The sequence below is a fragment of the Sphingopyxis sp. genome, from assembly GCF_965227415.1.
In the GTDB taxonomy this organism is placed as follows: Bacteria; Pseudomonadota; Alphaproteobacteria; order Sphingomonadales; family Sphingomonadaceae; genus Sphingopyxis.
The window spans coordinates 2,133,669-2,158,999 of the sequence record NZ_OZ245749.1; the positions used below are offsets into that span (position 1 = coordinate 2,133,669).

General features: G+C 64.3%; 20 protein-coding genes. 11 read left to right on the forward strand and 9 right to left on the reverse strand.

The window, feature by feature from the left end:
- Positions 1–72: 72 nt before the first annotated feature.
- A complete protein-coding gene (locus tag ACO055_RS10460; protein WP_422058814.1) occupies positions 73–1,242 on the reverse strand; it encodes an acetyl-CoA C-acetyltransferase in 1,170 nt (389 codons plus the stop codon).
- A gap of 203 nt (positions 1,243–1,445) precedes the next feature.
- On the reverse strand, positions 1,446–2,600 hold the full coding sequence (locus ACO055_RS10465) for an acyl-CoA dehydrogenase family protein (protein ID WP_422058815.1): 1,155 nt from the start codon (positions 2,598–2,600) through the stop codon (positions 1,446–1,448).
- A 298-nt stretch (positions 2,601–2,898) separates the two neighbouring features.
- On the opposite strand from ACO055_RS10465, the gene ACO055_RS10470 reads away from it, so the two are divergent.
- From ACO055_RS10470 to ACO055_RS10500, 7 genes are all read left to right on the forward strand, one after another.
- Positions 2,899–3,768, forward strand: coding sequence for an SMP-30/gluconolactonase/LRE family protein (locus tag ACO055_RS10470; protein WP_422058816.1), 870 nt, complete (start codon positions 2,899–2,901; stop codon positions 3,766–3,768).
- 167 nt (positions 3,769–3,935) lie between these two features.
- Entirely contained in the window at positions 3,936–6,047 is a 2,112-nt protein-coding gene (locus tag ACO055_RS10475) for a M3 family metallopeptidase (protein WP_422058817.1), read from the forward strand.
- Between the two features lie 309 nt (positions 6,048–6,356).
- Positions 6,357–7,256 carry an SPFH domain-containing protein gene (locus tag ACO055_RS10480; protein ID WP_422062453.1) on the forward strand — a complete coding sequence of 300 codons (900 nt, stop codon included), beginning with the start codon at positions 6,357–6,359 and terminating at the stop codon, positions 7,254–7,256.
- 9 nt (positions 7,257–7,265) lie between these two features.
- Complete coding sequence (locus tag ACO055_RS10485) at positions 7,266–7,466, forward strand: toxin-antitoxin system HicB family antitoxin (protein WP_422058818.1); 201 nt, start codon at positions 7,266–7,268, stop codon at positions 7,464–7,466.
- 7 nt (positions 7,467–7,473) lie between these two features.
- On the forward strand, positions 7,474–7,716 hold the full coding sequence (locus ACO055_RS10490) for a hypothetical protein (protein ID WP_422058819.1): 243 nt from the start codon (positions 7,474–7,476) through the stop codon (positions 7,714–7,716).
- Between the two features lie 86 nt (positions 7,717–7,802).
- Complete coding sequence (gene rpe, locus ACO055_RS10495) at positions 7,803–8,474, forward strand: ribulose-phosphate 3-epimerase (protein WP_422058820.1); 672 nt, start codon at positions 7,803–7,805, stop codon at positions 8,472–8,474.
- Between the two features lie 3 nt (positions 8,475–8,477).
- A complete protein-coding gene (locus tag ACO055_RS10500) occupies positions 8,478–10,256 on the forward strand; it encodes a heparinase II/III family protein (protein ID WP_422058821.1) in 1,779 nt (592 codons plus the stop codon).
- A 54-nt stretch (positions 10,257–10,310) separates the two neighbouring features.
- On the opposite strand, the gene ACO055_RS10505 is transcribed toward ACO055_RS10500, so the two are convergent.
- Positions 10,311–13,106, reverse strand: coding sequence for a TonB-dependent receptor (locus tag ACO055_RS10505; protein WP_422058822.1), 2,796 nt, complete (start codon positions 13,104–13,106; stop codon positions 10,311–10,313).
- A gap of 184 nt (positions 13,107–13,290) precedes the next feature.
- On the opposite strand from ACO055_RS10505, the gene ACO055_RS10510 reads away from it, so the two are divergent.
- From ACO055_RS10510 to ACO055_RS10520, 3 genes are all read left to right on the forward strand, one after another.
- Positions 13,291–14,322 (forward strand): phytase, encoded by a 1,032-nt coding sequence (locus tag ACO055_RS10510; RefSeq protein WP_422058823.1) that lies wholly within the window; start codon positions 13,291–13,293, stop codon positions 14,320–14,322.
- Positions 14,323–14,516: 194 nt separating this feature from the next.
- Positions 14,517–16,109, forward strand: a complete 1,593-nt coding sequence (purH, locus tag ACO055_RS10515; RefSeq protein WP_422058824.1) for a bifunctional phosphoribosylaminoimidazolecarboxamide formyltransferase/IMP cyclohydrolase — start codon at positions 14,517–14,519, stop codon at positions 16,107–16,109.
- 161 nt (positions 16,110–16,270) lie between these two features.
- The gene (locus tag ACO055_RS10520) at positions 16,271–16,951 is read left to right on the forward strand and encodes a YqaA family protein (protein WP_422058825.1); all 681 of its coding nucleotides are present in this window, start codon (positions 16,271–16,273) and stop codon (positions 16,949–16,951) included.
- A 135-nt stretch (positions 16,952–17,086) separates the two neighbouring features.
- Here the strand turns inward: ACO055_RS10520 and ACO055_RS10525 are convergent, their stop codons facing one another.
- From ACO055_RS10525 to ACO055_RS10535, 3 genes are all read right to left on the reverse strand, one after another.
- The gene (locus ACO055_RS10525) at positions 17,087–17,632 is read right to left on the reverse strand and encodes a VOC family protein (protein WP_422058826.1); all 546 of its coding nucleotides are present in this window, start codon (positions 17,630–17,632) and stop codon (positions 17,087–17,089) included.
- Entirely contained in the window at positions 17,629–18,717 is a 1,089-nt protein-coding gene (gene hppD / locus ACO055_RS10530; protein WP_422058827.1) for a 4-hydroxyphenylpyruvate dioxygenase, read from the reverse strand. The genes ACO055_RS10525 and hppD overlap by 4 nt, the downstream gene beginning before the upstream one ends.
- A gap of 173 nt (positions 18,718–18,890) precedes the next feature.
- Entirely contained in the window at positions 18,891–20,765 is a 1,875-nt protein-coding gene (locus ACO055_RS10535; protein WP_422058828.1) for an ABC-F family ATP-binding cassette domain-containing protein, read from the reverse strand.
- 79 nt (positions 20,766–20,844) lie between these two features.
- Here ACO055_RS10535 and ACO055_RS10540 point away from each other — a divergent pair, with 79 nt between their 5' ends.
- The gene (locus ACO055_RS10540; protein ID WP_422058829.1) at positions 20,845–21,273 is read left to right on the forward strand and encodes a VOC family protein; all 429 of its coding nucleotides are present in this window, start codon (positions 20,845–20,847) and stop codon (positions 21,271–21,273) included.
- Here the strand turns inward: ACO055_RS10540 and ACO055_RS10545 are convergent.
- From ACO055_RS10545 to ACO055_RS10555, 3 genes are read right to left on the reverse strand one after another with little or no spacing between them, the layout of a single operon-like run.
- Positions 21,270–22,820, reverse strand: coding sequence for a DHA2 family efflux MFS transporter permease subunit (locus ACO055_RS10545; protein ID WP_422058830.1), 1,551 nt, complete (start codon positions 22,818–22,820; stop codon positions 21,270–21,272). The genes ACO055_RS10540 and ACO055_RS10545 overlap by 4 nt on opposite strands.
- Positions 22,821–22,828: 8 nt before the next feature.
- Positions 22,829–23,974 (reverse strand): HlyD family efflux transporter periplasmic adaptor subunit, encoded by a 1,146-nt coding sequence (locus tag ACO055_RS10550; protein WP_422058831.1) that lies wholly within the window; start codon positions 23,972–23,974, stop codon positions 22,829–22,831.
- A 2-nt stretch (positions 23,975–23,976) separates the two neighbouring features.
- Positions 23,977–25,305, reverse strand: a complete 1,329-nt coding sequence (locus ACO055_RS10555) for an efflux transporter outer membrane subunit (RefSeq protein ID WP_422058832.1) — start codon at positions 25,303–25,305, stop codon at positions 23,977–23,979.
- Between the last annotated feature and the right edge of the window lie 26 nt (positions 25,306–25,331).

Sequence of the window (25,331 nt, forward strand, 5' to 3'; positions counted from 1 at the left end):
TGGGGCATGTTGGGAGGATACACATACAGGCCCTCCCCCGACCCCTCCCGCAAGCGGGAGGGGCGATTCTTTTCAAAGCCGCTCGATGATCGTGACGTTGGCCTGGCCGCCGCCTTCGCACATCGTCTGCAGCCCATATTTGCCGCCGGTTGCGTCGAGCACGCCGAGCAGGGTCGACATCAGCTTGGTGCCGCTGGCGCCCAGCGGATGGCCGAGCGCGATCGCGCCGCCATGCTGGTTGAGCTTCGCATGATCGGCGCCGAGATATTTGAGCCAGGCGAGCGGCACGGGCGCAAAAGCCTCGTTGACCTCATAGGCGTCGATATCGCCGATCGTCATGCCCGCCTTTTTGAGCGCGCGTTCGGTGGCGAACAAAGGTTCTTCGAGCATGATGATCGGGTCGCCCGCAGTCACCGAGATATGGTGGATGCGCGCGCGCGGGGTCAGGCCATGGTCTTTCAGCGCCTGTTCGGACACCACGAGTGCGGCCGAGGCGCCGTCGCAGATCTGCGAGCTGGTCGCGGCGGTGATCGAGCCGCCTTCCTGAAGGATCTTGACCCCGGCAATGCCGTCTAGCGTCGCGTCGAAGCGGATACCTTCGTCGACCAGGTGCATCTGGCGACCTTCGGGCGTGTCGATCTCGACGCCCACGATCTCGCGCTTGAAATGGCCCGCCTCGGTCGCGGCCTTGCCGCGGCGATGGCTTTCGAGCGCATAGGCGTCGAGGTCGGCCTTGGTCAGGCCGTGCTTCTTGACGATCATTTCGGCGCCCATGAACTGGCTGAACATGATGCCGGGATATTTTTCCTCGAGCCGCTCCGACTTATAATGCCCGAGCCCTTCCTTCATGAAGAGCGTCGCGACGCTGCCCATGGGGACGCGCGTCATGCTTTCGATGCCGCTCGCGAGGACGATGTCTTGCGTCCCCGACATCACCGCCTGCGCCGCGAACTGAATCGCCTGCTGCGACGATCCACACTGGCGATCGATGGTCACTGCGGGAATCGAGTCGGGCAGTTTCGAGGCGAGCACCGCGTTGCGGCCGACGTCCATCGTCTGCTGCCCGCCCTGCGACACACAGCCGGTGATGACGTCGTCGATAGCCTTCGTATCGAAATCGTTGCGGTCGGCGATCGCATCGAACACCGCAGCGCCCAGATCGACGGGGTGAACGCCGGCAAGCCGGCCGCCGCGCTTGCCGCCAGCGGTGCGGACGGCGTCGACGATATAAGCAGTAGCCATGGGGATAGTCCTTTCAAATCCAATTCCCCTCTCCCTTTGAGGGAGAGGGTTGCGGAGACTCGGCGGCTCGTCCGCCTAGTCGAAGCTGGGTGAGGGGGTGCAACGTCGCATGATGCAGCGAAGGTAAGCCTCCCTCACAAGACTTGCTAGGCGGCAAGCCGCCAAGCCAAGTCTTTCTCTCCCTTGAAGGGAGAGAAAATTCGTCAGAGCTTCCGCCCGATCAGTTCCTTCATGATTTCGTTCGTGCCGCCAAAGATGCGCGTCACGCGCGCCGCGCGCCAGGCGCGGGCGATCGGATATTCGTTCATATAGCCTGCGCCGCCGTGGAGCTGGAGGCATTTGTCCATGATCTCCCACTGAAGCTCGGTGTGCCACAGCTTCGCCGCGGCGCCCTCTTCGGGGGTCAGTTCCTTCTTAAAGTGACGCGCCAGCGCCCAGTCGAGGTGCGCCCACCCGACCTGCAGCTTGGTCTTCAAATCGGCAAGCACGAAGCGCGTGTTCTGGAAATCGAGGATCGGCTTGCCGAATGCCTTGCGGTCGCGGGTAAACTCGACCGTGTCGTCGAAGGCACGCTGCGCCGACGCCTGCGCCGATACCGCGATCGACAGCCGCTCCTGCGGCAACTCGCTCATCAGATAGATGAAGCCCTTGCCCTCTTCGCCAAGGCAGTTGGTGATCGGCACGCGCACGTCGTTGAAGAACATCTCCGACGTATCGGCCTCGTCCTGCCCGATCTTGTCGAGATTGCGGCCGCGCTGATACCCTTCGCGATCGGCCTCGACCAGGACGATCGACACGCCCTTCCACGCCGGCTGGATATCGGTATCGGTCTTGACGCAAACCAGGATCAGGTCGGCGTTCTGGCCGTTGGTGATATAGGTTTTCGACCCGTTGATGACATAGTGGTTGCCATCCTTTTTCGCGGTCGTGCGCATCCCCTGAAGGTCGGAGCCGGTGCCCGGCTCGGTCATCGCGATCGCCGTGATCACTTCGCCCGCAACCATCTTGGGCAGCCAGTGCTTCTTCTGCTCTTCGCTGCCATATTTGACGATATAGCTGGTGACGATGTCCGACTGGAGCGAGAAGCCGGTGGTCACGCGGCCGTGATAGGCGCTTTCCTCATCGACGATCGCGTTATAGCCGAAATCGAGGCCGAGCCCGCCATATTCCTCGGGCACCGTCGGACACAGCATGCCGAGCTCGCCCGCTTTCGGCCAGATCGATTTGGGAACGATGCCGTCGTCGGCCCATTGCGCCGCATTCGGAGCGACTTCCTTTTCCAGGAACTGGCGCACCGTCGCGCGGAACGCCTCATGATCGTCGGTGTAAGCGGTGCGCGAGAGGTTATCGAGCGACATGGTCTTCTTCTCCCTTGGGGCAGCCGAACGCGAGCGGGGAGTCGGCCGCATTTTCGAACGCCAACAGACCTTACGTTTACGTGCACGTCAAGTGGAAAGACGCTACGGCCAGAACTCTTGGCTCGTTGCTCCATCATTCCTCGTCACCCCGAACTTGATCCGGGATCCATTGCGGCGCTGCCGGCTGGCAGTGCGCGAACCCCGTGGACCCCGGATCAAGTCCGGGGTGACGAAACAACCAGAGCGAATAGGTTTGCAGCGGCTGGGCAGCGCCGGCGGGGCGCGCTAGCATCGCGCCATGGCAGACCTTCTTCTCGACGCCGGCGCACTGCTCGGCGAATCGCCGCGCTGGCACGCCGCCGAGGCGCGCCTTTATTGGGTCGATATCGACGCGCATCGCATTCACCGGACCGACCCCGAAACCGGCGCGACCGAGACGATGCAGCTGGCGGGGCCCGTCGGTTGCGTTGCGCCGCGCGCCAGCGGCGGCCTGGTCGTGGGGCTGAAGGATGGTTGTGCGCTGATCGACGCTTGGGGCGAGGCGCCGCGCGCGTTCGGCGCCGCTTTGCTGGCGGGCATCCCCGAGCAACGATTCAACGACGGCTGCGTCGATGCCGCCGGCCGTTTCTGGGTCGGCAGCGTGACGACCGACAAGGCGAACCCTGGCGCGATGCTGTTTCGCCTCGACCCCGATGGATCGCTGACCCCGATGATCGGTGGCCTGCTGACGAGCAACGGCGCGGCGTTCAGCCCCGACGGGCGGACCTTTTATCACGCCGACACACCGACGCATGCGCTGCGCGCCTATGACGTCGACCCCGCAAGCGGCGCGCTGGGCCAGGATCGGCTGTTCCATCAGTTCGATCGCGGCACCGGCCGTCCCGACGGCGGGACGGTCGATGCCGAGGGCTGCTATTGGTCGGCGCTGTGGGACGGCTGGCGCGTCGTGCGCTTGTCGCCCGCGGGCGAATTGTTACAGACCGTCGCGCTTCCCGTTCAGCGTCCGTCGATGATCGCGATCGGCGGCGCCGACATGAAGACCGCTTTCGTCACCAGCGCGGGCAAGAATTTGACCGACGAGGAGCGCAAGGACCAACCCCATGCCGGCGGCCTGTTCACCTTCCGCGTCGATGTGCCGGGGGTGGTTCAGCCGGGCTTTGCGGGATAACAGCCGCCTTGCGCGCTTTCGCCATCTCGGGTTAAGGCTCCGGCCAACATGGTTTCGATCGAAACCAGATTCTCCGGGGAGATTTGAAGATGTCGCGCCGCGCGCAGCCGTTTGTCCGTTTGTCGATACTGCTTGCATCGACTGCCATGCTGATGGGTTATAGTGCCATGACCATCGCCGCCGAAACCGCCGCCCCCCAGCCCGCCCCCGCCACCGTGCCCGCGGGCGAGAATCCGATGCTCGCGCCGTGGACCGGCCCCTATGAAGGGGTGCCGCCGTGGGACAAGCTCGATCCCGAACTCTTCCCCGACGCCTTCACCAAGGGCATGGCAGGCGTGAAGGCCGAAGTGCAGGCGGTCATTGACGACCCCGCCGCGCCGACGTTCGAGAACACCCATGTTCCGATGATGCTCGCGGGCGAGGCGATGGACCGCGTCTTCGCCTTGTGGGGCGTGCAGACGTCGAACAAGTCGAACGACCGCGTCGAGGATATCGACGCCGAATGGAGCCCCAAGCTGACCACCTTCTATACCGAGCTGTTCCTGCAGCCGAAGCTCTTCGCGCGTTACAAGGCGGTGTACGACAAGCGCAACGCCAGCGGCCTCAATGCGCAGCAGATCCGCATTGTCGAGCGCAGCTATGAAGAGATGGTGCGCGACGGCGCGAACCTGTCGCCGGCCAACAAGACTAAGCTGGTCGGCCTGAATTCAAAGCTCGAGAGCCTATTCTCGACCTTTTCGTCGAAGCTGCTGGGCGATGAAAAACTCTATACCTTCGTGATCAACCAGGCCGAACTCGACGGGCTTCCGGCGGGCTTTGTCGCGTCGCTCGCCGATGCGGCAGAGGCGCAGGGCAAGACGGGCCAGTGGGCGATCAAGAATACGCGCTCCTCGGCACAGCCGGTGCTGCAAAATGCCACCAACCGCGCGCTGCGCGAAAAGGTCTGGCGCGCCTTCGTCAATCGCGGCGACAATGGCGACGCGAACGACACCAATGCGACGATCGCGGACATATTGAAGCTGCGCCAGGAACGTGCGGCGCTGCTCGGATTCCCGACGCACGCCAACTATCGGATGGCCGACACGATGGCCAAGACGCCCGCCAACGCAATGGCGCTGATGATGAAGGTCTGGCCCGCCGCGGTCGCGCGAGCAAAGGAAGAAGTCGCCGACATGCAGGCGATCGCCGATACCGAGGCAAAGGCCGGCAAGGGACCGAAGATCGTCATCGAGCCGTGGGATTATCGCTATTATTCCGAAAAGGTCCGCAAGGCGAAATACGACCTCGATGAAAGCGAAGTGAAGCCGTATCTCCAGCTCGACAAGCTGCGCGATGCGATGTTCTGGTCGGCGGGTCAGCTTTACGATCTTGGTTTCCGTGAAAACACGGGCACGATCCCGGTCTTCGATCCGAAAGTGAAGACGTTCGAGGTCTATAACCTCAAGACGAACGCCAATGTCGGCGTCCTTTATCTCGACAACTTCGCGCGCGACGGAAAACGTTCGGGCGCGTGGATGACGACCTATCGCAGCGAGCAGGGCCTGGGCGGCGAGCGCAATGTACTGGCGTCGAACAATAATAATTTCACGCCGGGCGCGAAAGGCGAGCCGACGCTCGTCAGCCTCGACGATGCGCAAACGCTGTTCCACGAATTCGGCCACGGCATCCATTATCTGCTGCAGCACGTCTATTATCCGGCGCTCGCCGGTGTCCCGCGCGACTTCGTCGAATATCCGAGCCAGGTGAACGAGAATTGGCTGATGACGCCGGCCGTGCTGTCGAAGTTCGCCACGCACTACAAGACCGGCGAACCGATGCCGCAGGCGCTGGTCGACAAGATTCTGGCGTCGAACAAGTTCAACCAGGGTTTCGAGACGGTCGAATATCTGTCGAGCGCGATCGTGGACATGAAGCTTCACGACCGCAAGGTGCCGGTGACCGACGTCGACAAGTTCGAGCGCGAGACGCTAGCCGAAATGGGCATGCCGAAGGAGATCGTCATGCGCCACCGCCTGCCGCAGTTCGGCCATCTGTTCAGCGGCGATGCCTATTCGGCCGGCTATTACAGCTACCTCTGGTCGGAAACGATGGATGCCGACACCTGGGCAGCCTTCACCGAAGCCGGCGGCCCGTGGGACCGCAGCGTCGCCGACAAGTTCCGCACCATCCTGTTGATGACCGGCAACGAGACCGACCGCGCCGAAGCCTATCGCGCTTTCCGCGGCCGCGATCCCGACGTGAAGGCACTGCTGCGCAAGCGCGGCTTTCCTACGGAATAGGGCTATCGAGACCGGAGAAGCAAAGGGGGCGATTTCGCCCCCTTTGTTTTGGGCTCGGCGATGGCGGGGGGACGAAACACATGGTCTATCGAATTGTCATCCTGAACTTGTTTCAGGGTCCATGGTCTGCCGTTTCCTTTCGCGCAGCAACAAATTCGCGCGCCGGCCGTGGATCCTGAAACAAGTTCAGGATGATGAGATTGGGAGGAAAGCTCACCACTCTGAAGCCGCTATCACAATCCGATTGACTGCCGCTCAATTCGATATAAATACGATATCATGTTTATATCGAATGATTCGGAGGGATATATGGTCGATAATGGGGCACCGGCGCTGAACCGCAGTCGCGAGACGCGGGCGTTGACGCAAAGCGGTTATCTGATGCTGCTGATCTGGGTGGCGCTGCTGGGCGTCGCAGCCTGGGCAGTAATCAGCAATATCAACGGAACCGAGGTCGCCTGGAAATGGGGTGTGGTGGTCGCAAGCGCGATCGCGGGCGCGATCATTCTCTGTGGTTTCTACCTCATCAACCCGAACGAAGCCGCGGCGATCCAGCTGTTCGGCGCGTACAAGGGCACCGACCGCGAGGAAGGATTGCGGTGGGTTCTGCCCTGGCTGACGCGCAAGAAGATCGCGGTACGCGCGAACAACGTGATTTCGGACAAGATCAAGGTCAACGATCTGCGCGGCAACCCGATCGAGATGGCGGCGCAGGTCGTGTGGCGCGTTACCGACACCGCGCAGGCGCTGTTCGACGTCGACGATTACAAGGAATTCGTCATGGCGCAGATCGAGGCCGCGGTGCGTTCGATCGGCTCACGCTATCCCTATGACGATATCGAGCATCAGGAAGTGACGCTGCGCGGCAATCATGACGAGGTCGGGGTCGAGCTGCGCAAGGCTCTGATCGAACGACTGAGCGTCGCGGGCATCACCGTCGACGAATGCGGCCTCACGCACTTGGCCTATGCGCAGGAAATCGCCGGTGCAATGCTCCGCCGCCAGCAGGCCGAAGCCGTCATCTCGGCACGCAAGAAGCTGGTCGAGGGCGCCGTGACGATGGTCGAGATGGCGCTCAACCTGCTCTCCGAAAAGGGCGTCGTCGAACTCGATGACGAGCGCAAGGCCGCGATGGTATCGAACCTGATGGTCGTGCTGTGCGGCGAACGCGACACCCAGCCCGTGGTCAACGCCGGCTCGCTCTACTGAGCCCGATCGATGCCGACGCCTGCCAAGAAAGCCTTTGCCCTCCGTCTCGATCCGGCGCTCTATGCCGCGATCGAGCGGCTGGCCGCGGCCGAATTGCGCAGCGCCAATGCAGAGATCGAGATCTTGCTGCGCGAGGCGATGGGCCGGCGCGGCGTGAGCGTCAAACAATCGGCCGCCCCCAAACGCGGGCGGCCGCCCAAGCAGGAATAAGGCTGAGATGTTGCATCTGTTGCTCGATGACCGCCCCTGGTTTCGCGCGAAAAGCCGTGGCTATGGCACCGGCCTGCCGATCGCGTGGCAGGGATGGGTCATGATGATGATGCATATCGGGCTGATCACTGGAATTGCCGTGCTGCTACGCGACTGGCCCATGATGATGCCGATCGCGATCGTGCTCGCAGGCCTTGCCCCGATGCCGCTTTATCGTGCCAAAACGGAAGGTGGCTGGCGCTGGCGCTGAACAGCACGACGATTATTTGTGGACAGCAGCCGATAGCGCCCCTGCGCCGCTTGCCCCACCAGTGGTAGATGGTTAAGGCCGGTCCCATGACCGCCGACACGCCACCCGTCCGCATCGCTCCCTCGATCCTCAGCGCCGACTTCGCACGCCTGGGTGAGGAAGTGCGCGCGATCGAAGCGGCGGGCGCCGACTGGGTTCATATCGATGTGATGGACGGCCATTTCGTGCCGAATCTGACGATCGGCCCGATGGTCGTGAAAGCGCTGCGCCCGCATTCGACCTTGCCCTTCGACGTCCATCTGATGATCAGCCCGGTCGATCATTTCCTCGACGCCTTCGCTGCCGCGGGCGCCGACATCATCACCGTCCATCCCGAGGCCGGGTCGCACATCCACCGCAGCGTCCAGCACATCAAATCGCTCGGGAAACAGGCGGGCGTCTCGCTCAATCCCGCGACCCCGGCGAAGATGCTCGACTATCTGATCGATGACATCGACCTGGTGCTGATCATGAGCGTCAATCCCGGTTTCGGCGGCCAGAGCTTCATTTCAAGCCAGCTTCGGAAGATCGAGGCGGTGCGCAAGATGATCGACAAATCGGGCCGCGACATCCGGCTGGAAGTCGACGGAGGGATCGACGCGGGCACCGCACCGCTCGCGATCGCGGCCGGCGCCGATGTTCTAGTCGCCGGGACCGCGACGTTCAAGGGCGGTGCGCAGGCTTACGCTGACAATATCCGGCGCCTGCGCGGCGCCTGATCGATGGAGGGGAGGCCGCCCATCGCTACCTCTGCCGGTCTGAATCCCGATCCGGGCGACGACGCCTCGCCGATCGACGACAGCATCGAACCGGGCAAGCGGCTGATCCGCCTGCCCGCGGACAAGGGCTTGTCGCTTGGCGACCGCGTCGGCAACTATATCACCCGCCTGACCTGGCGCACGCCGCTCCACGCTCTCCGCTTGAAGGGCCGCTTTCCGCTCAAGCTGCTCGGCGTGCCAACCGACCCTGTGCCGGGCGACATGCGTGCGGGCACAGCCATTCGCGCTGGCCATTTCCTCCATCGCGGATTGAAGCTCTCGCTCGGCGATCTGGATTTCGCCACGCTCGACGTCGCTCCGACCTTCGCCGACTATCTGCACAGCTTCGCGTGGCTGCGCGACCTCGCGGCGACCGGCACGCGCGCCGACAGCGCCCCGATCGCCGAAGCCGTCGTGCGGCATTGGCTTGGCGTCCATGGCGAAGCGGTCAGCGAGCCGGCCTGGAAGGCCGACAACAGCGCCTGGCGCATCCTGTTCTGGGCCGCGCACGCACCGTTGATCCTGTCGTCGAGCGACCTGGTCTATCGATCGGCCGTGCTCAATCATCTCGCGCGCGCCGCGCGCCACCTCGACCGGGTTGCCGACAAGACGCGCCCCGGCACCGGGCAACTCGTCGCGTGGATCGGCATCGTCGCCGCATCGCTGCTGATGCCCGGCGGCGAACCGCGGCAGGTGTTCGGCGAAGCGGGCCTGCGCAAGGTCATCGAGACAAGCTTCTATGCCGATGGTGGCAATATCGCGCGTTCGCCGCAGGCACAGCTCGACGCGATCATGGCGCTGTCGATGCTTGCGCGCATCTATGACATGCGCCGCATCGAAGTGCCGCCCTTCCTGCAGGAGGTCCTCGCGCGCACCGTTCCCGCATTGCTCGGCCTGGTCCACAGCGACGGCGGCATGGGCAACTGGCAGGGTAGCGGCGCGACGTCGGCCTCGCATATCCAGGCCGTCGTCGCGGCGAGCGGGGTGCGCACCCGCCCGCTCAAGCAAGCGCGCGACTGGGGGTATCAGCGGCTCGTCGCGAACAAGGTCGTCCTGCTTGCCGATGCCGCGCCGCCGCCGATCGCGCGCGTGACCGAAGCGGGTTGCGCCTCGACGCTGGCGTTCGAACTATCCGATGGCGACGAGCGCATCGTCGTCAATTGCGGCGGCGCGGCGCTGACCGGCGCGACGATCCCCGCCGACCTTGCGCGCGGCCTGCGCACCACCGCCGCTCATTCGACGCTGACGATCGGCGATACCAATTCGACCGCGATCCTCGCGAGCGGCGTCCTGGGTCGCGGCGTGACCGAAGTCGAGCTCGACCGGCACGAAACGCCGCAGGGCAGCCGCGTCGAGATGAGCCACGACGGCTATGCGCGCCGCCACGGCCTGATCCACCGCCGCCTGTTGATCCTCGCACCGAACGGCCGCGAGCTGCGCGGCGAGGATCAACTGCTTCCCGCCCCGCGCAGCCGCCGCAAGGGCGACAAGAAGTTCACCCTGCGTTTCCACCTTGGCCGCAGCATGTCGGCGAGCCTGACCGCCGACAAGCTGGGCGCGCTGCTGCGCATTTCGGGCGGCACGCTGTGGCAGTTCCGCACGTCCGAAGGGGTGCTGGAAATCGAGGAAAGCCTGTGGGTCGACGGCGAGGGCCGCCCGTACCCGACCGAGCAGCTCGTCGTCACCGGAACCGCGCCTGCGGGCGGGGCTAGCATCGGCTGGATCTTCAAGCATATCGGCTGAAACCACCCCTCCCGCTTGCCGAGAGGGGTGGAGTTATCCCAGCCGAGCGGGCCGTCAAAAATTGACGCGGATGCCGCCCGTAAAACGCCGACCGAACCGTTCCCATTCGATTGTCTGACCGCTGGCGCTCGGCGTCGGCGTGCCGGTCGCGGTGAGGAGATTGCCGGGGTCGGAGAAACGGCGTCCCGGGTGATTGAGCAGGTTCGAGGCGTCGAAGTAAATTTCGAGATTGCTGTTCACCGCATAGCGCGCCGAAAAATCCAACTCGTCGTCCGAGGCCCAATAGGTATCGCCCGCATCAGCCAGCGTGTCGGAGATCGTGTCCAGCCACTTGCTGCGGTTCTGATATTGCACGCGGAGCGACAGCCCATATTTTTCATAATAGGCCCCCAGATTGTAAACGAAGTCCGATGTGCCGGGCAGGCGGACCTTTCGCGAGGGTATGCCGCTGACGGCGGGCTTTGTAATCCGGCTGTTGTTCAATGTCAGATTGGCCGAGATGCCAAAGCCGCCCATGAAATCGGGCAGGCCCAGGTCGTCCGTCCACGGTTCCAGCTGAAGCTGCGCGGCGGTTTCCAGACCATAGATGCGGCCATCGCCACCGTTGGTAATGCCGGAAAACACATAGGCCGAACGGTCGATGCCATTGCTGTTGAGCGCGTTCGAGTTGAACGTCGAAGATTGCGTGTACAGCACATCCTTGATCTTCTTGTAGAACAGACCCGCCATCAAATAGCCCTGCGGCTGAACATACCATTCGAAATAGGCATCGAGGCCATAAGCGCGTTCGGGCCGCACCGAAGGGTTTCCGCCCGAAATCGTCTGATTGGTATCGTTGATCACGACATTGGGGCGCATCTGGTCATAATCGGCGCGCGCCGCGCCCGAGTTGAACGACAGGCGCAATTTCTTGCTGTCTTCGACGTCGAAGTTGAAGTGCAGGCTTGGGAAGGCCAGCGTCTGTTCCGACGCTGCCGTGATATTCGTCGCGATGCCGCGGTTCTTGATGTGCTCGACACGCACGCCGCCGATCACGGAGCCCCAGTCATAGCGGAGCGTTCCCATCGCAAAACCGGCATAGATTTGTTCGCGCACATCATAGTTGTTCGCGGTGACCGGAACGAACGGAAACGCCGCCTTCGCGGCGTCCGATGCGCTCCGCATCTTGTCCCGGTCGAAATAGCGGAACGTGTATCCCATCGGGATCTCACCCAGGAATTTCTGATCGAGCGAGAATTGGTTATAGTCGGTGGGTATGCCGATCCCGGCCGCCTGTGCCGCGCTCAGCGCGATCTGGTTTTCGTCCGCAATCTTCGTGCGCTGATCAAATTGAAAGCCGATCTTGAAGGTCGCCTCGCCGCCCAGAAAGTTCGTGTCGTGCGACAGGGCCAGCTTGCCCGTATAGGCCTTGGTGGTATCGACCGCGTCGAGCACCGAAAAACCCGAGAGCGGTTTCGTGAAGCTGTCGACCGCGGTCACGGCATCGCCAGCCTGATAGCGCGTCGGCCCCGAAAGCTGGATCGTGCGGAAAAGCCGGAGAACCGACAAATTGGGATTCGAGAAATCATAGGCCACCGTCGGGCGCAGGTTGCGCGTCGACGGGCTGTCCCATGTGGCCTCGCCTACGACCGAGCGGTCATCCTTTGATACGGTGTAGTTGCCGGCCCACGACAGATTCCACGCGCCATCGCCAAAATCATGGTCGCCCGCCAGCGTGTTGGTGAAAATCGACTGCCGAAAGGCGCGCAGCGTCGAACGCTGGCGAATGTCGATGCCGTATACCGTCCCCTTTTGCGGCGTATTGCCGATGCAGACATCGGCATAGCCGCTGTTCGTGGGGGTGGCGTTGGGCGTTATTGTGCAGGCAGCGCTTGAGGACGATCCATCGCTTTGGCGGTCATCCAGATCGAAGCGGTAGTTGTCGCGCGCCTCGTCATCGGTGAAGATCGTATAGACCGAGTGCAGCGAGATCGTGTTGTCGTCGTCGGGCTTCCAGTCGAGCCGGCCCGAAAGCGACCAGTTCTTACGCGTCAGGCGATAGAGTTTATTCTCCGCCTCATGCGCCCAAAACCGCGATTCCGATCCGGGACGCGAATCCTGCGCGCCCACGCGCTCATAATCCGTCTCGAAATTGTCGGTGATCATGTTGCGTTCGTAATAGCTGCCCGAAACCAGCACGCCGATCTCGCCGCCACCAACCTGGAAACGGTCGGACAGCACGAGCGAGCCTTCATATTCCTTGCGATTGCCGAGTTCCGCCAAACCCATTCCGGCCTTTCCGGCGACGTGGAACCCCGAATAATTGAACGCCGATCGGGTGATGACGTTGACGTTCCCTGCCACTGTCTCACCCGGCATATCGGGCGTGATCGCCTTGGAAACGATGACCTGCGCCGCGATGGCCGACGGAATCGAATCGAAACGCGCGTCGCGGCCTTCGGGGCTGACGACATTGATCCCGTCAAACGACAGGGTGGTCCAGGTCTTTGGCGACCCGCGCAGGTTGATATATCGGGCCTGACCCTGATCGCGCTCGACGCTGATCCCCGGCAGGCGGCTGGTCGCCTGCGCGATGTTCTGATCGGGCAAGCGGCCCACGGAATCGGATGCGATGACCGCAACGAGCGAGTCGGAATTTCGCTGAACTTCCAACGCCGCGGCTTCGGACTCGGCGATCGGGCGGTTTCCGGTCACGACAATGGCTTCGCCATCGTCTGCCGCGGCTTCGCCATCGCCCGCTGCCTCGGCAGTGGTTGCAGCATCCCCTTCCGCGGCGGCGGCCGACGTTGCGGCGAGCGCAGTGGCGAGCGCCAGAACGGCGGCGGAATGCAGGCTGAAAGTCCGAATCATGTGTCATACCCCCTGTTTGTCGTTGCCGGGCGTCTAGGGGGCGCGTGTGACAGTTTGCGACGAGCCGTGTGACGCATCGATGACACTTAAGTGACGGAAATATTGTGGGATTGACGCCGGATCGCTTTGCTGGAACGGGGCGCGACCAACCGCATCTGGCGCTTTCGAAAACAGGGGAAACACGATGGCTGCGATGAAGAACTGGAAGCTGCTGACTTCGCTCGCTTTTGCAGTGGGCGCTTCTGGCTGCGCCGCGCAGCAGACCGCTCCCGCGATCAAGGGCTTGCCGCCGGTCGCGGTGACCGCCGATGGCGAAACCGCCCCGGTCGGCACGACGCAGGCCGACGCAGCCGACGATCCGGCGATCTGGGTCGATCCCGCAAACCCCGATCGCGCGCTGATCATCGCGACCGACAAAAAGGCCGGCGTCCATGTCTATGACCTTGCCGGCAAGAATCTCGCCTTCATTCAGGGCGGCCGCGTCAACAATGTCGATGTGCGCGGCAACATCGTCGTCGCGAGCGACCGCAACGATGGCGTCAACGCGCATCTCGCGGTGTTCCGCCTCGACCCTGCGACGGCACAGCTGACCGCGATCGGCCGCGCGTCAGCAGGGACTGGCGAAGCCTATGGCCTCTGCCTAGCGCGCACCGCGCCGGGCGCGCCGCTCAAGGCCGCGCTGATCATCAAGGACGGCACCGTCCGCGTCGGCACGCTCACCACCGAGGGCGCCGCTCCGACCTTCGCCGTAGAATGGGAGCACAAGATTCCGACCCAGTCCGAAGGCTGCGTCTTCGATGGCGACACCTTGTTCGTCGGCGAAGAGGACGCCGGCATCTGGGAGCTCAAGCAGAACGGCAAGGCCGCGACCGCACGCATGGTCGCCCCCGTCGATAACCAGCGCCTCGTCGCCGATGTCGAGGGCCTCGCAACGATCGATCACAAGGGTCGGCGCTACCTGCTCGCGTCGAGCCAGGGCGACAATGCCTATGCGGTCTTCACATTGCCCGACATGGCGTATGTTGGCCGCTTCGCGGTGGCGGCGGGCACGTTCGGTGCCACGAGCGAGACCGACGGGATCGAGGCGGTCGCCGGCCATTTCGGCGACGCCTATCCCGACGGACTTTTCCTGGCGCAGGACGGCGACAACGCCCCCAACGCCCAGAATTTCAAACTGGTGCGCTGGGATCGCATCGCCGCGGCGCTGGGGCTGTAGGCCAGGCCGAAGCAGGATTGTGCGCCGCTGCGAAGGCGGGGCCCCATCTCCGGTCGGCGCAAGACAGAACCCGCAGAAGATGGGTCCCCGCCTTCGCTGGGACACGGTGTTTTGTGGAGCGACACAGCTTGCGATAGCGGGCTCACCCGCCTAGGGCGGCGGCGTCATCCTATCGCCAGCCGAGGCTCTCCCAAATGACCGACCTGATTCCCGTCCGCCGCGCGCTTTTGTCCGTCAGCGACAAGGCGGGGCTCGCCGACCTTGCCGCCGCGCTCGTCAAACATGGCGTCGAACTGGTCTCGACCGGCGGCACCGCAAAGGCGCTGCGCGAAGCGGGCCACACCGTCCTCGACGTCTCCGACCTCACCGGATTTCCGGAGATGATGGATGGCCGCGTCAAGACGCTGCACCCGACCGTGCACGGCGGCATCCTCGCGGTGCGCGACGATGCGGCACATGTCGCGTCGATGGGAGAGCATGGCATCGGAGCGATCGACCTCGTCGTCGTCAACCTCTACCCGTTCTTGCAGACCGTGATGAGCGGCGCGGACCGCGATACGATCATCGAGAATATTGATATCGGCGGCCCCGCCATGGTGCGTTCGTCGGCGAAGAACCACGCTTTCGTCGGCATCGTCACCGAGCCCGAGGATTATGCGGCGGTCATCGAAGAGCTGGACGCCCATGGCGGCGCGACCACGCTGACCCTGCGCAAGCGCCTTGCCGCGACCGCGTTCGCGCACACGGCGACCTATGACAGCATGATCGCCCAATGGTTTGCCTTCGCCGATCAGGGCAAGATGTTCCCCGAAACGCTTCCGCTGACCGCCAAATTGTCGGCAGAGCTGCGCTATGGCGAGAATCCGCACCAGAAGGCTGCGCTCTATCTGCCCGCCGGACCCACCGGGCGCGGGATCGCGCAGGCCGAACAGGTCCAGGGCAAGGAGCTCAGCTACAACAATATCAACGACGCCGACGCGGCGCTCGAGCTGGTCGCCGAATTCCGCGAAGCGGACCCGACCTGCGTCATCGTGAAGCACGCCAACCCCTGCGGTGTTGCGAGTGCGGCAACGATTGCCGAGGCGTATGACGCTGCGCTAAAATGCGATGACGTCTCGGCCTTCGGCGGCATCATCGCCGTCAACCGCCCGCTCGACGGCGCGACGGCGGAAGCGATCAGCGGTATCTTCACCGAAGTTGTCTGCGCGCCCGACGCCGACCCCGATGCCCGCGCGGTGTTTGCGAAGAAGAAGAACCTGCGCCTGTTGCTGACCGGTGAAATGCCCGATCCGGCGCGCGGCGGACTGATGATGAAGACGATTGCCGGCGGCTGGCTTGCGCAGAGCCGTGACAATGGACGCATCACCCGCGCCGACCTGAAAATCGTCACCGAGCGTGCGCCGACCGAGGAAGAGCTGGCCGACGCGCTGTTCGCGTGGACGATCGCCAAGCATGTGAAGTCGAACGCGATCGTCTATGCCAAGGGCGGATCGACGGCGGGCATCGGCGCCGGGCAGATGAACCGCCGCGACAGCGCGCGCATCGCCGCGGTCAAGGCGCGCGAAGCCGCTGAATCGCACGGCTGGGCGCAGCCGCGCACGGTGGGCAGCGCGGTCGCGAGCGACGCCTTCTTCCCCTTTGCCGACGGTCTGCTCGCAGCGGTCGAGGCCGGCGCGACCTGCGTCATCCAGCCGGGCGGGTCGATCCGCGACGACGAGGTGATCGCGGCGGCGAATGCGGCGGGGCTGGCGATGGTGTTCACCGGGATGCGGCATTTCAGGCACTGACGCCAGGTGATTCCCGGCGAACGCCGGGGCCCATGCGGGCGCCAGGCACCTGGGCCCCGGCTTTCGCCGGGGATCGCGAAGTGGCTGCGATATCTCGACTTCGCTTTACACCAACGGCATAGAAGCGCCGGGGTCACCCTGACCTGCCATCAAGGACCAGCATGACCGAGATCGCCCGCAAACCCTCCTTCATCCAGCGCATGTACAATTGGACGATGGAAAAGTCGGCGCATCCGCACGCCGAATATTGGCTGGCGCTGGTCGCGTTCGTCGAAGCCAGCTTTTTCCCGATCCCGCCGCACCCGATGCTGGGGCTGATGTGCCTCGCCAACCCGAAAAAGGCAGTGCGCTACGCGGTCACCTGTACCCTCGCATCGGTCGCGGGCGGCATGCTCGGCTATTCGATCGGCTATTTCCTCTATGAAAGCGTCGGCCTCTGGCTGCTCGGGGCGCTCGGGCTGACCGACGCCTTTCCGCCCGCCGCCTGCTATTTGCGCGAATTCGGCGCCGAGATCATATTGGTTAAGGGCGCGACGCCGATCCCGTTCAAGCTGCTGACGATCACCGCAGGCTTCATCCACATGAACTTCGGGACCTTCCTGTGGGCCAGCCTTGCCAGCCGAGCCTTTTCCTTCCTGCTCGTCGGCATATTGTTCCGGCTGTTCGGGGCGCCGATCAAGGCGTTCATCGACAAATATCTGGTCTGGGTCGCGGGGGCGTTCATCGTCGCGGTGGTAGCCGGTTTCCTGGCGATCGGGGCGCTGTCGGGCGACGGCAAGACGAAGGAAGCCGACAAATGCAGCGGCGCGACGCTGGAGAGCATCGGGCTGGACCGAGGGTAGCCGGCAATCGCTTCAGAGGCGTGCTCCCCCGCGAAGGCGGGGGTCCATCACCGGACTGTGCTATTTTGCCCGGCGCGAGATGGGTCCCCGCCTTCGCGGGGACACACAGCTTATATAATTATATAGGTGCCAATATTATTCGTTAGCGGCGGTGTGCAGCCAGTCGGCGTGGCGCGGCGCTTTCTTGGTCTGGCTCCACTCCTCGAGCATCAACGGTGCAACGCGCTTCAATTCGGCATATTGCTCGCCGGTGCCGATGTCGCACGCCAGCTCGACGCGGTGGCCGTTAGGGTCGAAGAAATAGATCGATTTGAAGATGCCATGGTGCGTCGGGCCGAGCACGTCGACGCCTTCGCTTTCCAGATGCGCCTTCGCAGCGACGAGCTCGTCGAAGCTGCCAACCTTGAACGCCAGATGCTGGACCCACGCCGGCGTATTCTCGTCGCGGCCCATGACGGGCTGGTTGGGCAGCTCGAAAAAAGCCAGGATGTTGCCGTTCCCTGCGTCGAGGAAGACGTGCATGTACGGGTCATATTCGCCGGTCGACGGGACGTGATCCTCGGCAAAGGCGGTGGTGTAGGTCATGCCGAGCATGCGCTCGTACCAGGTGACCGTTTCCTTCGCGTCCTTGCAGCGATAGGCGGCGTGGTGGACGCCGCCCAATTTGATCGGGCTGGTCATTCGGCTGGTTCCTCGACAGTCAGGGCTCCGCGGCGAATCTGGTCCATTTCCATCGATTTGAACAGCGCCGTGAAGTTGCCCTCGCCGAAGCCCTCGTCCTTCTTGCGCTGGATGAATTCGAAGAAGACCGGACCGACGACTGTCTGACCGAAAATCTGGAGCAGAAGGCGCGGATCGCCTTCGGTGGTCGAGCCGTCGAGCAGGATGCCGCGCGACTGGAGGCCTTCGACCGACTCGCCATGGCCCGGAAGCCGCTCTTCGAGCATCTCGTAATAGGTCGCCGGCGGCGCGGGCGCGAAGGGGTTGCCGAGTGCTTTCAGCCTGTCCCACGCGGCGTAGAGATCGTCGCAGCTGAACGCGATATGCTGAATGCCCTCGCCATTATAGGCGCGCAGATATTCCTCGATCTGACCCTTGCCGCCCGCGCCCTCTTCGTTGAGCGGGATGCGGATCTTGCCGTCGGGGGCGGTCATCGCCTTTGACGTCAGGCCGGTATATTCTCCCTTGATGTCGAAATAGCGGATCTCGCGGAAGCCCGCGATCCGCTCATAAAAGGCCGCCCAATGCGCCATCCGGCCGCCATAGACATTGTGCGTGAGGTGATCGATCAGCTGCATGCCCGCGCCGACGGGATGGCGATCGACACCCTCTTCATAGATGAAGTCGATGTCATAGATGCTGAGGTCGTCGCCGTAACGGTCGATCAGATAGATGATCGAACCGCCGATGCCGCGGATCGCGGGCAGGCGCAGTTCCATCGGGCCGGGGTTGACCTCGACCGGCTCGGCTCCGCGCGCGATCGCCTCGGCATAGGCCTTGGCGGCGTCGCGAACGCGCCAGCCCATTCCGCAAGCCGAAGGGCCATGCTCGGCGGAGAAATAGGCCGCGGGCGATTTCGGCTCGTAATTGGCGATCAGATTGATGCCGCCCTGGCGCCACAGCTGGACGTCCTTCGAGCGGTGATGCGCGATCTGGGCGAAGCCCATCGCCTGAAACACCGGTTCGAGAATCCCCTTATCGGGCGCCGAGAATTCGACGAATTCGAAGCCGTCGAGGCCCAGCGGATTGTCGAACAGATCGGCCATGGTCAGACTCCCATATAGTTTCAATTGAAACTATTATGCGGGATTGCGGCGCTGGAGTCAATGCGGGCGAGCCCACAGCAACCTCGTCATGCCGGACTTGATCCGGCATCCATGACAGCTTCGACGTCCGGACCCCGGATCAAGTCCGGGGTGACGATATTGGAGCGGACGACCTACGCCGCGGCAGTTTCGAAGGCTTCCAGCGCCTCGCTGGCCGTCACCCAGCGCGCCTCGGCGGCTTCCTGCGCCGCGACGATCTTGCCGCGCCGCTGCGATAATTCGCTCATCGTCAGCCCCGCATATTCGTTGCTCGCCCCTTGCGGGTCGAACATCGCGCGGTCGATCGACGACAGAACGACTTCATATTTGGCAAGGTCGGCCTCAGCATCGCTGACATCTTTCCTGATCTTCGCCACGGCTTCGCGCGCTGCGGCGGCAGCCTTGCGGTCTTCCTTCTTGTCGGCCTTCGACACGCGCTCCTTCGCAGGACCCTTGCCGAGGATCATGTCGACATAATCGTCCATGCTGCCCGCATATTCGCGCGCGGTTCCATCATCGACGAGCACGAGCCGGTCGGCGGTGAGTTCGAGCATGTGCCGATCGTGGCTGACGAGCACCACCGCGCCCTCGAACCCGTTGAGCGCCTGAACCAGCGCTTCGCGCGCATCGACGTCCAAGTGGTTGGTTGGTTCATCGAGGATGAGCAAATGGGGCGCATCGCGGGTGATCAGCGCGAGCGCGAGCCGCGCGCGCTCGCCGCCCGACAGCTTCGCGACCTGAGTGGTCGCCTTGTTGCCCGAAAAGCCGAAACGGCCGAGTTGCGCGCGGATCGCGGCCTGCGTCTTGCCCTCCATCACGCGCGTCATATGCGCGAGCGGGGTGTCGCTGCCGTCGAGTTCCTCGACCTGATATTGGGTGAAATAGCCGACGCGCATCTTGCCCGACGCCGCCATCGCACCAGCCATCGGCGCCAGCTGCGCCGCCAGCAGGCGGGCAAGCGTCGTCTTGCCATTGCCGTTGCGGCCAAGCAGGGCAATCCGATCGTCCGGATCGATGCGCAGATTCAAGCGCTGCAGCACCGGCCGGTCGGCGTAGCCGACGCTGGCCAGATCGAGCGTGATCAGCGGCGGCTTCAATTCGTCGGGGCTCGGGAAATCGAACGCCAGCGTCTGGTCCTCGGCCAGCGCCGCGATCGGCTGCATCTTGGCGAGCAGCTTCGCGCGCGACTGCGCCTGCTTCGCGGTAGACGCGCGCGCGCTGTTGCGCGCAACATAGTCCTGCAGCTTTGCACGCTGGGCATCCTGGGCCGCCTTGGCCGCCGCAAGCTGCGCGACGCGTTCGGCGCGCTGGCGCTCGAACGCATCATAGCCACCAGCGTAGAGCAGGACCTTTCCCCCTTCCAGATGCAGGATATTGTCGACGACATTGTTCAGCAGGTCGCGCTCGTGGCTGATGACGACGAGCTGGCCCGGATAGGCGCGCAGGAAATTTTCGAGCCACAAGGTCGCTTCGAGATCGAGGTGGTTCGAGGGTTCGTCGAGCAGCAAAAGGTCAGGATTCGAAAAGAGCAACGCCGCGAGCGCGACGCGCATCTTCCACCCGCCGGAGAAGCTGTCGAGCGGCTGCCCCTGCATATCCTCGTCGAAACCAAGGCCGATCAGGATGCGCGCGGCGCGCGCGGGCGCGGTATAGGCGTCGATCGCGATCAGCCGTTCGTGGATGTCGCCGAGCTTGTCGGGGTCCTGCTCGCTTTCCGATGCCGCGAGCAATTCGGCTCGTTCGGTGTCGGCGGCAACCACGGTGTCGAACGGCGTCGCGGTTCCGCTCGGCGCTTCCTGCGCGATATAGCCAACGCGCGTCTTGCGCGGCATGTCGATGCTGCCTTCGTCGGCTTCGAGTTGGCCGATCATCACTTTCATCAGCGTCGATTTGCCCGCGCCGTTGCGCCCGATCAGCCCGACGCGGCTTTTCGCCGGCAGGCTTGCGGTGGCGCGTTCGAGGATGGCGCGCCCGCCTAGGCGTACAGTGATTCCGTTGATTGTCAGCATTGGCGCGCGCCTAGCATGTTCGGCGCGCCAGCCCAAGCCCGGGCTGGCATTCCGGCCGCGGCTGCGGCAAACGAGCGCTATGGCTGACCTTGCTCCCTTTCATATCGCCTTTCCAGTCGACGATCTGGACGCCGCGCGCCACTTCTATGGCACCATCCTCGGCTGTCCCGAGGGGCGCTGCGATGCGGACTGGATCGACTTCAACCTCTATGGTCATCAGATCGTCGCGCACCGCGTTGTGGCTTCGAAGCCGACGGCGGGGCATAATCCGGTCGACGGCCATGACGTGCCGGTTCCGCATTTCGGGGTCGTCCTGCCGCCCGTGCAGTGGCAGGCGCTCGCCGAGCGGCTGACCGCGCATGGCATCGCCTTTCTGATCGAGCCGCACACGCGCTTTCCTGGTCAACCGGGCGAGCAGTCGACGATGTTCTTTCGGGATCCGGCGGGCAATGCGCTCGAGTTCAAGGCCTTTGCCGACCCAAGCCGACTGTTCGCCAAAGAGGCCTAGTGACCGCCGCCCATCGAAATCTGCTTCGGACGCGGCGCCAGCCAGACCGCGCCAGCTGCGATCACGAAGATGACCCCCGACGCGAGGAAGAGGTGAAGGACGCCGAGCGTCGCCGCCTGCGCCTCGACAAGCCGGTCGAGCACCGCGCGCGCCTGTTCGAGCGTCAGCCCGACACCCTGTAGCGAGGACAGCGTCGCTTCGGGATTGTTGAGCGAGGACACGAGTTCGGATCGCGACGTGCGGCTTGCGTCGTCCCATGCGGTCGTCGCGATCGCCGTGCCGATCGCACCGCACAAGGTGCGCAGGAAGCTCATCAACCCCGCCGCCGATGTCTGCAAGTGCGCCGGCACCGAACTCAGCGCGAGCGCCGTGAGCCCGACGAAGAAGAAGGGCATGCCCATCCCCTGCAACACGTGCGGCAAGGCGAGCGTCCAATAGCCGACGTCGGCGTTCCAGCTCGCGCGCAGGATCGACATCAGCGCCATCCAGAGAATCCCCGCGCTGATCGAAATGCGGATGTCGAACTTGCCGATCAGCCCTGCGGCGACGGGCGAAAGCAGCACCGCGAAGACGCCGATCCACGCAACGACAAAGCCCGTCTCGGTCGCGGTGTAGCCGACCACTTGTTGCAACCACAGCGGTGTGAGCACGACCTGCGCGAAGAAGGCGCCAAAGCCGAGCGAAATCGCCATCGTCGCGAAACTGAAGCCGCGGAAGCGGAAGACGCGCAGGTTAACGACCGGATTGGCATCGGTCAGTTCCCAGATCACGAACGCCGCGAAGCTGACCGCGGCGATAATGGCAAGGCCGACGATCCAGGTCGATCCGAACCAGTCATGCTCGCGCCCGGTGTCGAGCATCACCTGGAAAGCGCCAACCGAAAGAACCAGAAGGACCAGCCCCACGGTATCGATCCGCACCTTCGCGCGCTTGGTTTCGAACGGCGACAACAAAGTGAACACGCCGAACGCGCAGATCGCGACGATGGGCAGGTTGATGAAAAAGATCCACGGCCAGGTCCAGTTGTCGCTGATCGTCCCGCCAAGGATCGGCCCGAGGATCGGCGCCGTCGTCGTCGTCATCGCCCAGATCGCGAGACCGATACCCGCCCTTTCCTTGGGAAATATCCGCAGCAGCAAGATCTGCGACAGCGGCATCAGGGGACCACCCGACAAACCCTGCAACACGCGAAAGAGGATCAGCGCGTCGAGCGTGCGCGACACGCCGCACAGGAACGAGAATATCCCGAAACCGATGATCGAGAAGATGAACCAGCGCACCGTTCCAAAGCGCGCCGCGAGCCATCCGGTAAGCGGCACGCTGATCGCGTCGGCGACCGCATAGCTGGTGATCACCCACGTTCCCTGCGTCGGCGAAACGGCAAGCCCGCCCGCGATATGCGGCACCGACACATTGGCGATCGTCGTGTCGAGCACGACGACGAAGTTCGCCAGCGCAAGCGCAAAGGCCGCGACGATCAACCGCGCGCCGGTCAGCGGCTGCGGCTCGGCAGGGATGGTGGATGCAGAGGCGGCAGCGCTGGGCATGGTTCCGCTCAGTTGCCGCGCGTGTCGATCGTCGCTTCCATCGACAGGCCGACGCGGAGCGGATGGTTCTTCAGGTCCCTGGAGTCGATCGAGATCCGCACCGGCAGGCGCTGAACGACCTTGACCCAATTGCCCGTCGCATTCTGTGCCGGGATGAGCGAAAAGGCGGCGCCGGTGCCGCCGGCGATACCGATAACCTTGCCGCGATAGACGACATCGCCGCCATAATAGTCCGACACCAGCTCGACCGGCTGGCCGATCCGGATCCGCCGGAACTGGCTCTCCTTGAAATTGGCATCGACATAGGCCGTGCCGACCGGGACGACGATCATGATCGGTGCGCCCGCAGCAATCCGCTGGCCGACCTGGACCTGTTTGTTCGTCACGATGCCGTCGACCGGCGCGCGGATGACCGTGCGCGCCAGATCGAGCATCGCCTTGTCGAGCCGCGCCTGTGCGACCGCGACATCGGGCGCGGTGCTGATCGTCGTGCCGCGAACGAGCGCCTCGGCCGCTCCGAGGTCGCCGCTTGCCGAGCCACGCGTGGCTTCGGCCGATACGATCGTCGCTGCCGCAAGATCGCGCGCCGCGATTGCCGAAGCGAGCGCGGTGCGCGCAGTCGTCAACTCCTCGGCCGACACCGCGCCGGTGCCCGAGATGCTTTCGCGCCGCGCGAGTTCCGCGCGCGCCTTCGCCACCATGGCATCGGCATCGCGCAGACGCGCACGTGCCTGCGAAATATCGGCACCGCGAGCGCTGACCTTGGCACGGGCCGAATCGGCATTCGCGCTCGCCTGTCCATACCGCTGGCGCGCCTGACGCAGCGCCGCTTCGGCATCGACGACGGCAAGCCGCGCATCGGCGTCGTCGAGAATGACCAGAATGTCGCCCTTCTTGACCACCTGCGTGCCGCTGACGCGGACGTCCTTGACCGGCGCCGAAATGAGCGCGGTGACCGTCGCCGAATCCGCGCCGACATAGGCGTTATCGGTCGACACGCGGCCGGCCTGGGTCAGGAAATACCAGAGCCCCCAGATCAGCGCGATCGCGATGACCGCGATCGCGAGAATGCGAAGCAACCGTTTGCGCTTCTCGGGCTGGGCGGTATTTTCTTCGGGCGTGTCGGGGGTCGGCGCAGCCGTATCTTCGGCCATCGTCATTCTCCTGTCTGGGTCTGGTAGCCGCCGCCGAGCGCGCGGATCAGGGCAATATCGAGCGAAAGCTTGCGCGCTTCGAGGTCGGAGACTTGCCGCGCGAGTTGCGTCAGGCTGTCCTCGGCGGTCAGCTGGGGAAGCTGGGTCGAGAGGCCGGCGCGATAGCGCAGCCCGGCGAGCCGCGCGGCATCGGTCGCCGCCTTCAACGCATCGCGCCGGTCGGCGAGCTGGCGGATCGTGGCCGAGCGGCTCGCGACGATGTCGGCGACATCGCGCAGCGCAGCGATCAGCGTGCGATGATAGGTGGCAACCGCCGTATCGAACTCGGCGCGTGCGCCGCGATAGCGGCCCTGCAAGCGACCGCCGTCGAAAATCGGAAGGCTGACCGCCACTCCGCCATTGCCATATTCGGACCCTGCCTTGACCAGGTTCGACAGGCCAAGCGATTGCAGCCCGACAAGCGCCGACAAGTTGATATTCGGGTAGAAATCGGCGCGCGCGACATCAATGCGTTTCGCCGCTGCTTCGGCGCGCAGCCGCGCCGCGACGATGTCCGCGCGGCGACCGATCAGTTCGATCCCTGCCTGCGGCGGCAAGCCGATACCCGGCGACACGAGCGTCGGCCGCGCGATCGACAGCCCGCGATCGGGCCCGGCGCCGACCAGCGCGGCGAGGCGGTTGCGCGTGGTGGCGATGGCTTCGCCGAGCGCAGTCACGTCGGCGCGGGCAGCGGCCGCCCGACTTTCGGCCTGGCGTTCGGCCGATTGATTCTCGATTCCCGCGGCAGCACGCTTTCCCGAAACGTCGGCGCTCGCGCTGCGCACCCGCACGGCTTCGTTGGCGACGTCGAGCGCCTGGTAATAGGCAGCCAGGTCGGCGTAAGCCGAGGCGATGCCGGTCGTCAGCATAAGCCGCGCCTGTGCTTCATCGACGCGCGCGGCCTCGGCTTCCGAAGTCGCGGCAGCGAGCGCCGCGCGGTTCTTGCCCCAAAGATCGAGGTCGAAGCTGAAGGTCGCGGCGACATGGCCGGTATCCTGAATTCCGTCGGGAACGAACTGCGGCGGAATGCCCAGATTCTTGCTCTGCTGCGTCCCGCCGACGCTGCCCTCGGCCCCGACGCGCGGCAGCAAAGCGGCGCCCGCCTGCTGCGCCATCGCTTCGGCTGCCCGCACCCGCGCGGCGGCCGTCGCGATGTCGGGCGAGCCCCTGAGCCCTTCGGCGATCAGTCCGTCGAGCTGGGCATCGCCGAAGCTCTGCCACCAGCCCTCGACAGGCCAGGCGCCCGACTGGTCCGCGAAGCTTGCCGATGATTCGAGCGACTCGGCGGCCACCGGAATGGGCTTCTGCCCAAGGTCCG

What these genes read in the sequence shown, in the direction of transcription:
- ACO055_RS10460 (WP_422058814.1), bottom strand. Translation starts at nt 1,242, where the DNA reads ATGGCTACTGCTTATATCGTCGACGCCGTCCGCACCGCTGGCGGCAAG.
- ACO055_RS10465 (WP_422058815.1), bottom strand. Translation starts at nt 2,600, where the DNA reads ATGTCGCTCGATAACCTCTCGCGCACCGCTTACACCGACGATCATGAG.
- ACO055_RS10470 (WP_422058816.1), top strand. Translation starts at nt 2,899, where the DNA reads ATGGCAGACCTTCTTCTCGACGCCGGCGCACTGCTCGGCGAATCGCCG.
- ACO055_RS10475 (WP_422058817.1), top strand. Translation starts at nt 3,936, where the DNA reads ATGACCATCGCCGCCGAAACCGCCGCCCCCCAGCCCGCCCCCGCCACC.
- ACO055_RS10480 (WP_422062453.1), top strand. Translation starts at nt 6,357, where the DNA reads ATGGTCGATAATGGGGCACCGGCGCTGAACCGCAGTCGCGAGACGCGG.
- ACO055_RS10485 (WP_422058818.1), top strand. Translation starts at nt 7,266, where the DNA reads ATGCCGACGCCTGCCAAGAAAGCCTTTGCCCTCCGTCTCGATCCGGCG.
- ACO055_RS10490 (WP_422058819.1), top strand. Translation starts at nt 7,474, where the DNA reads ATGTTGCATCTGTTGCTCGATGACCGCCCCTGGTTTCGCGCGAAAAGC.
- rpe (WP_422058820.1), top strand. Translation starts at nt 7,803, where the DNA reads ATGACCGCCGACACGCCACCCGTCCGCATCGCTCCCTCGATCCTCAGC.
- ACO055_RS10500 (WP_422058821.1), top strand. Translation starts at nt 8,478, where the DNA reads ATGGAGGGGAGGCCGCCCATCGCTACCTCTGCCGGTCTGAATCCCGAT.
- ACO055_RS10505 (WP_422058822.1), bottom strand. Translation starts at nt 13,106, where the DNA reads ATGATTCGGACTTTCAGCCTGCATTCCGCCGCCGTTCTGGCGCTCGCC.
- ACO055_RS10510 (WP_422058823.1), top strand. Translation starts at nt 13,291, where the DNA reads ATGGCTGCGATGAAGAACTGGAAGCTGCTGACTTCGCTCGCTTTTGCA.
- purH (WP_422058824.1), top strand. Translation starts at nt 14,517, where the DNA reads ATGACCGACCTGATTCCCGTCCGCCGCGCGCTTTTGTCCGTCAGCGAC.
- ACO055_RS10520 (WP_422058825.1), top strand. Translation starts at nt 16,271, where the DNA reads ATGACCGAGATCGCCCGCAAACCCTCCTTCATCCAGCGCATGTACAAT.
- ACO055_RS10525 (WP_422058826.1), bottom strand. Translation starts at nt 17,632, where the DNA reads ATGACCAGCCCGATCAAATTGGGCGGCGTCCACCACGCCGCCTATCGC.
- hppD (WP_422058827.1), bottom strand. Translation starts at nt 18,717, where the DNA reads ATGGCCGATCTGTTCGACAATCCGCTGGGCCTCGACGGCTTCGAATTC.
- ACO055_RS10535 (WP_422058828.1), bottom strand. Translation starts at nt 20,765, where the DNA reads ATGCTGACAATCAACGGAATCACTGTACGCCTAGGCGGGCGCGCCATC.
- ACO055_RS10540 (WP_422058829.1), top strand. Translation starts at nt 20,845, where the DNA reads ATGGCTGACCTTGCTCCCTTTCATATCGCCTTTCCAGTCGACGATCTG.
- ACO055_RS10545 (WP_422058830.1), bottom strand. Translation starts at nt 22,820, where the DNA reads ATGCCCAGCGCTGCCGCCTCTGCATCCACCATCCCTGCCGAGCCGCAG.
- ACO055_RS10550 (WP_422058831.1), bottom strand. Translation starts at nt 23,974, where the DNA reads ATGGCCGAAGATACGGCTGCGCCGACCCCCGACACGCCCGAAGAAAAT.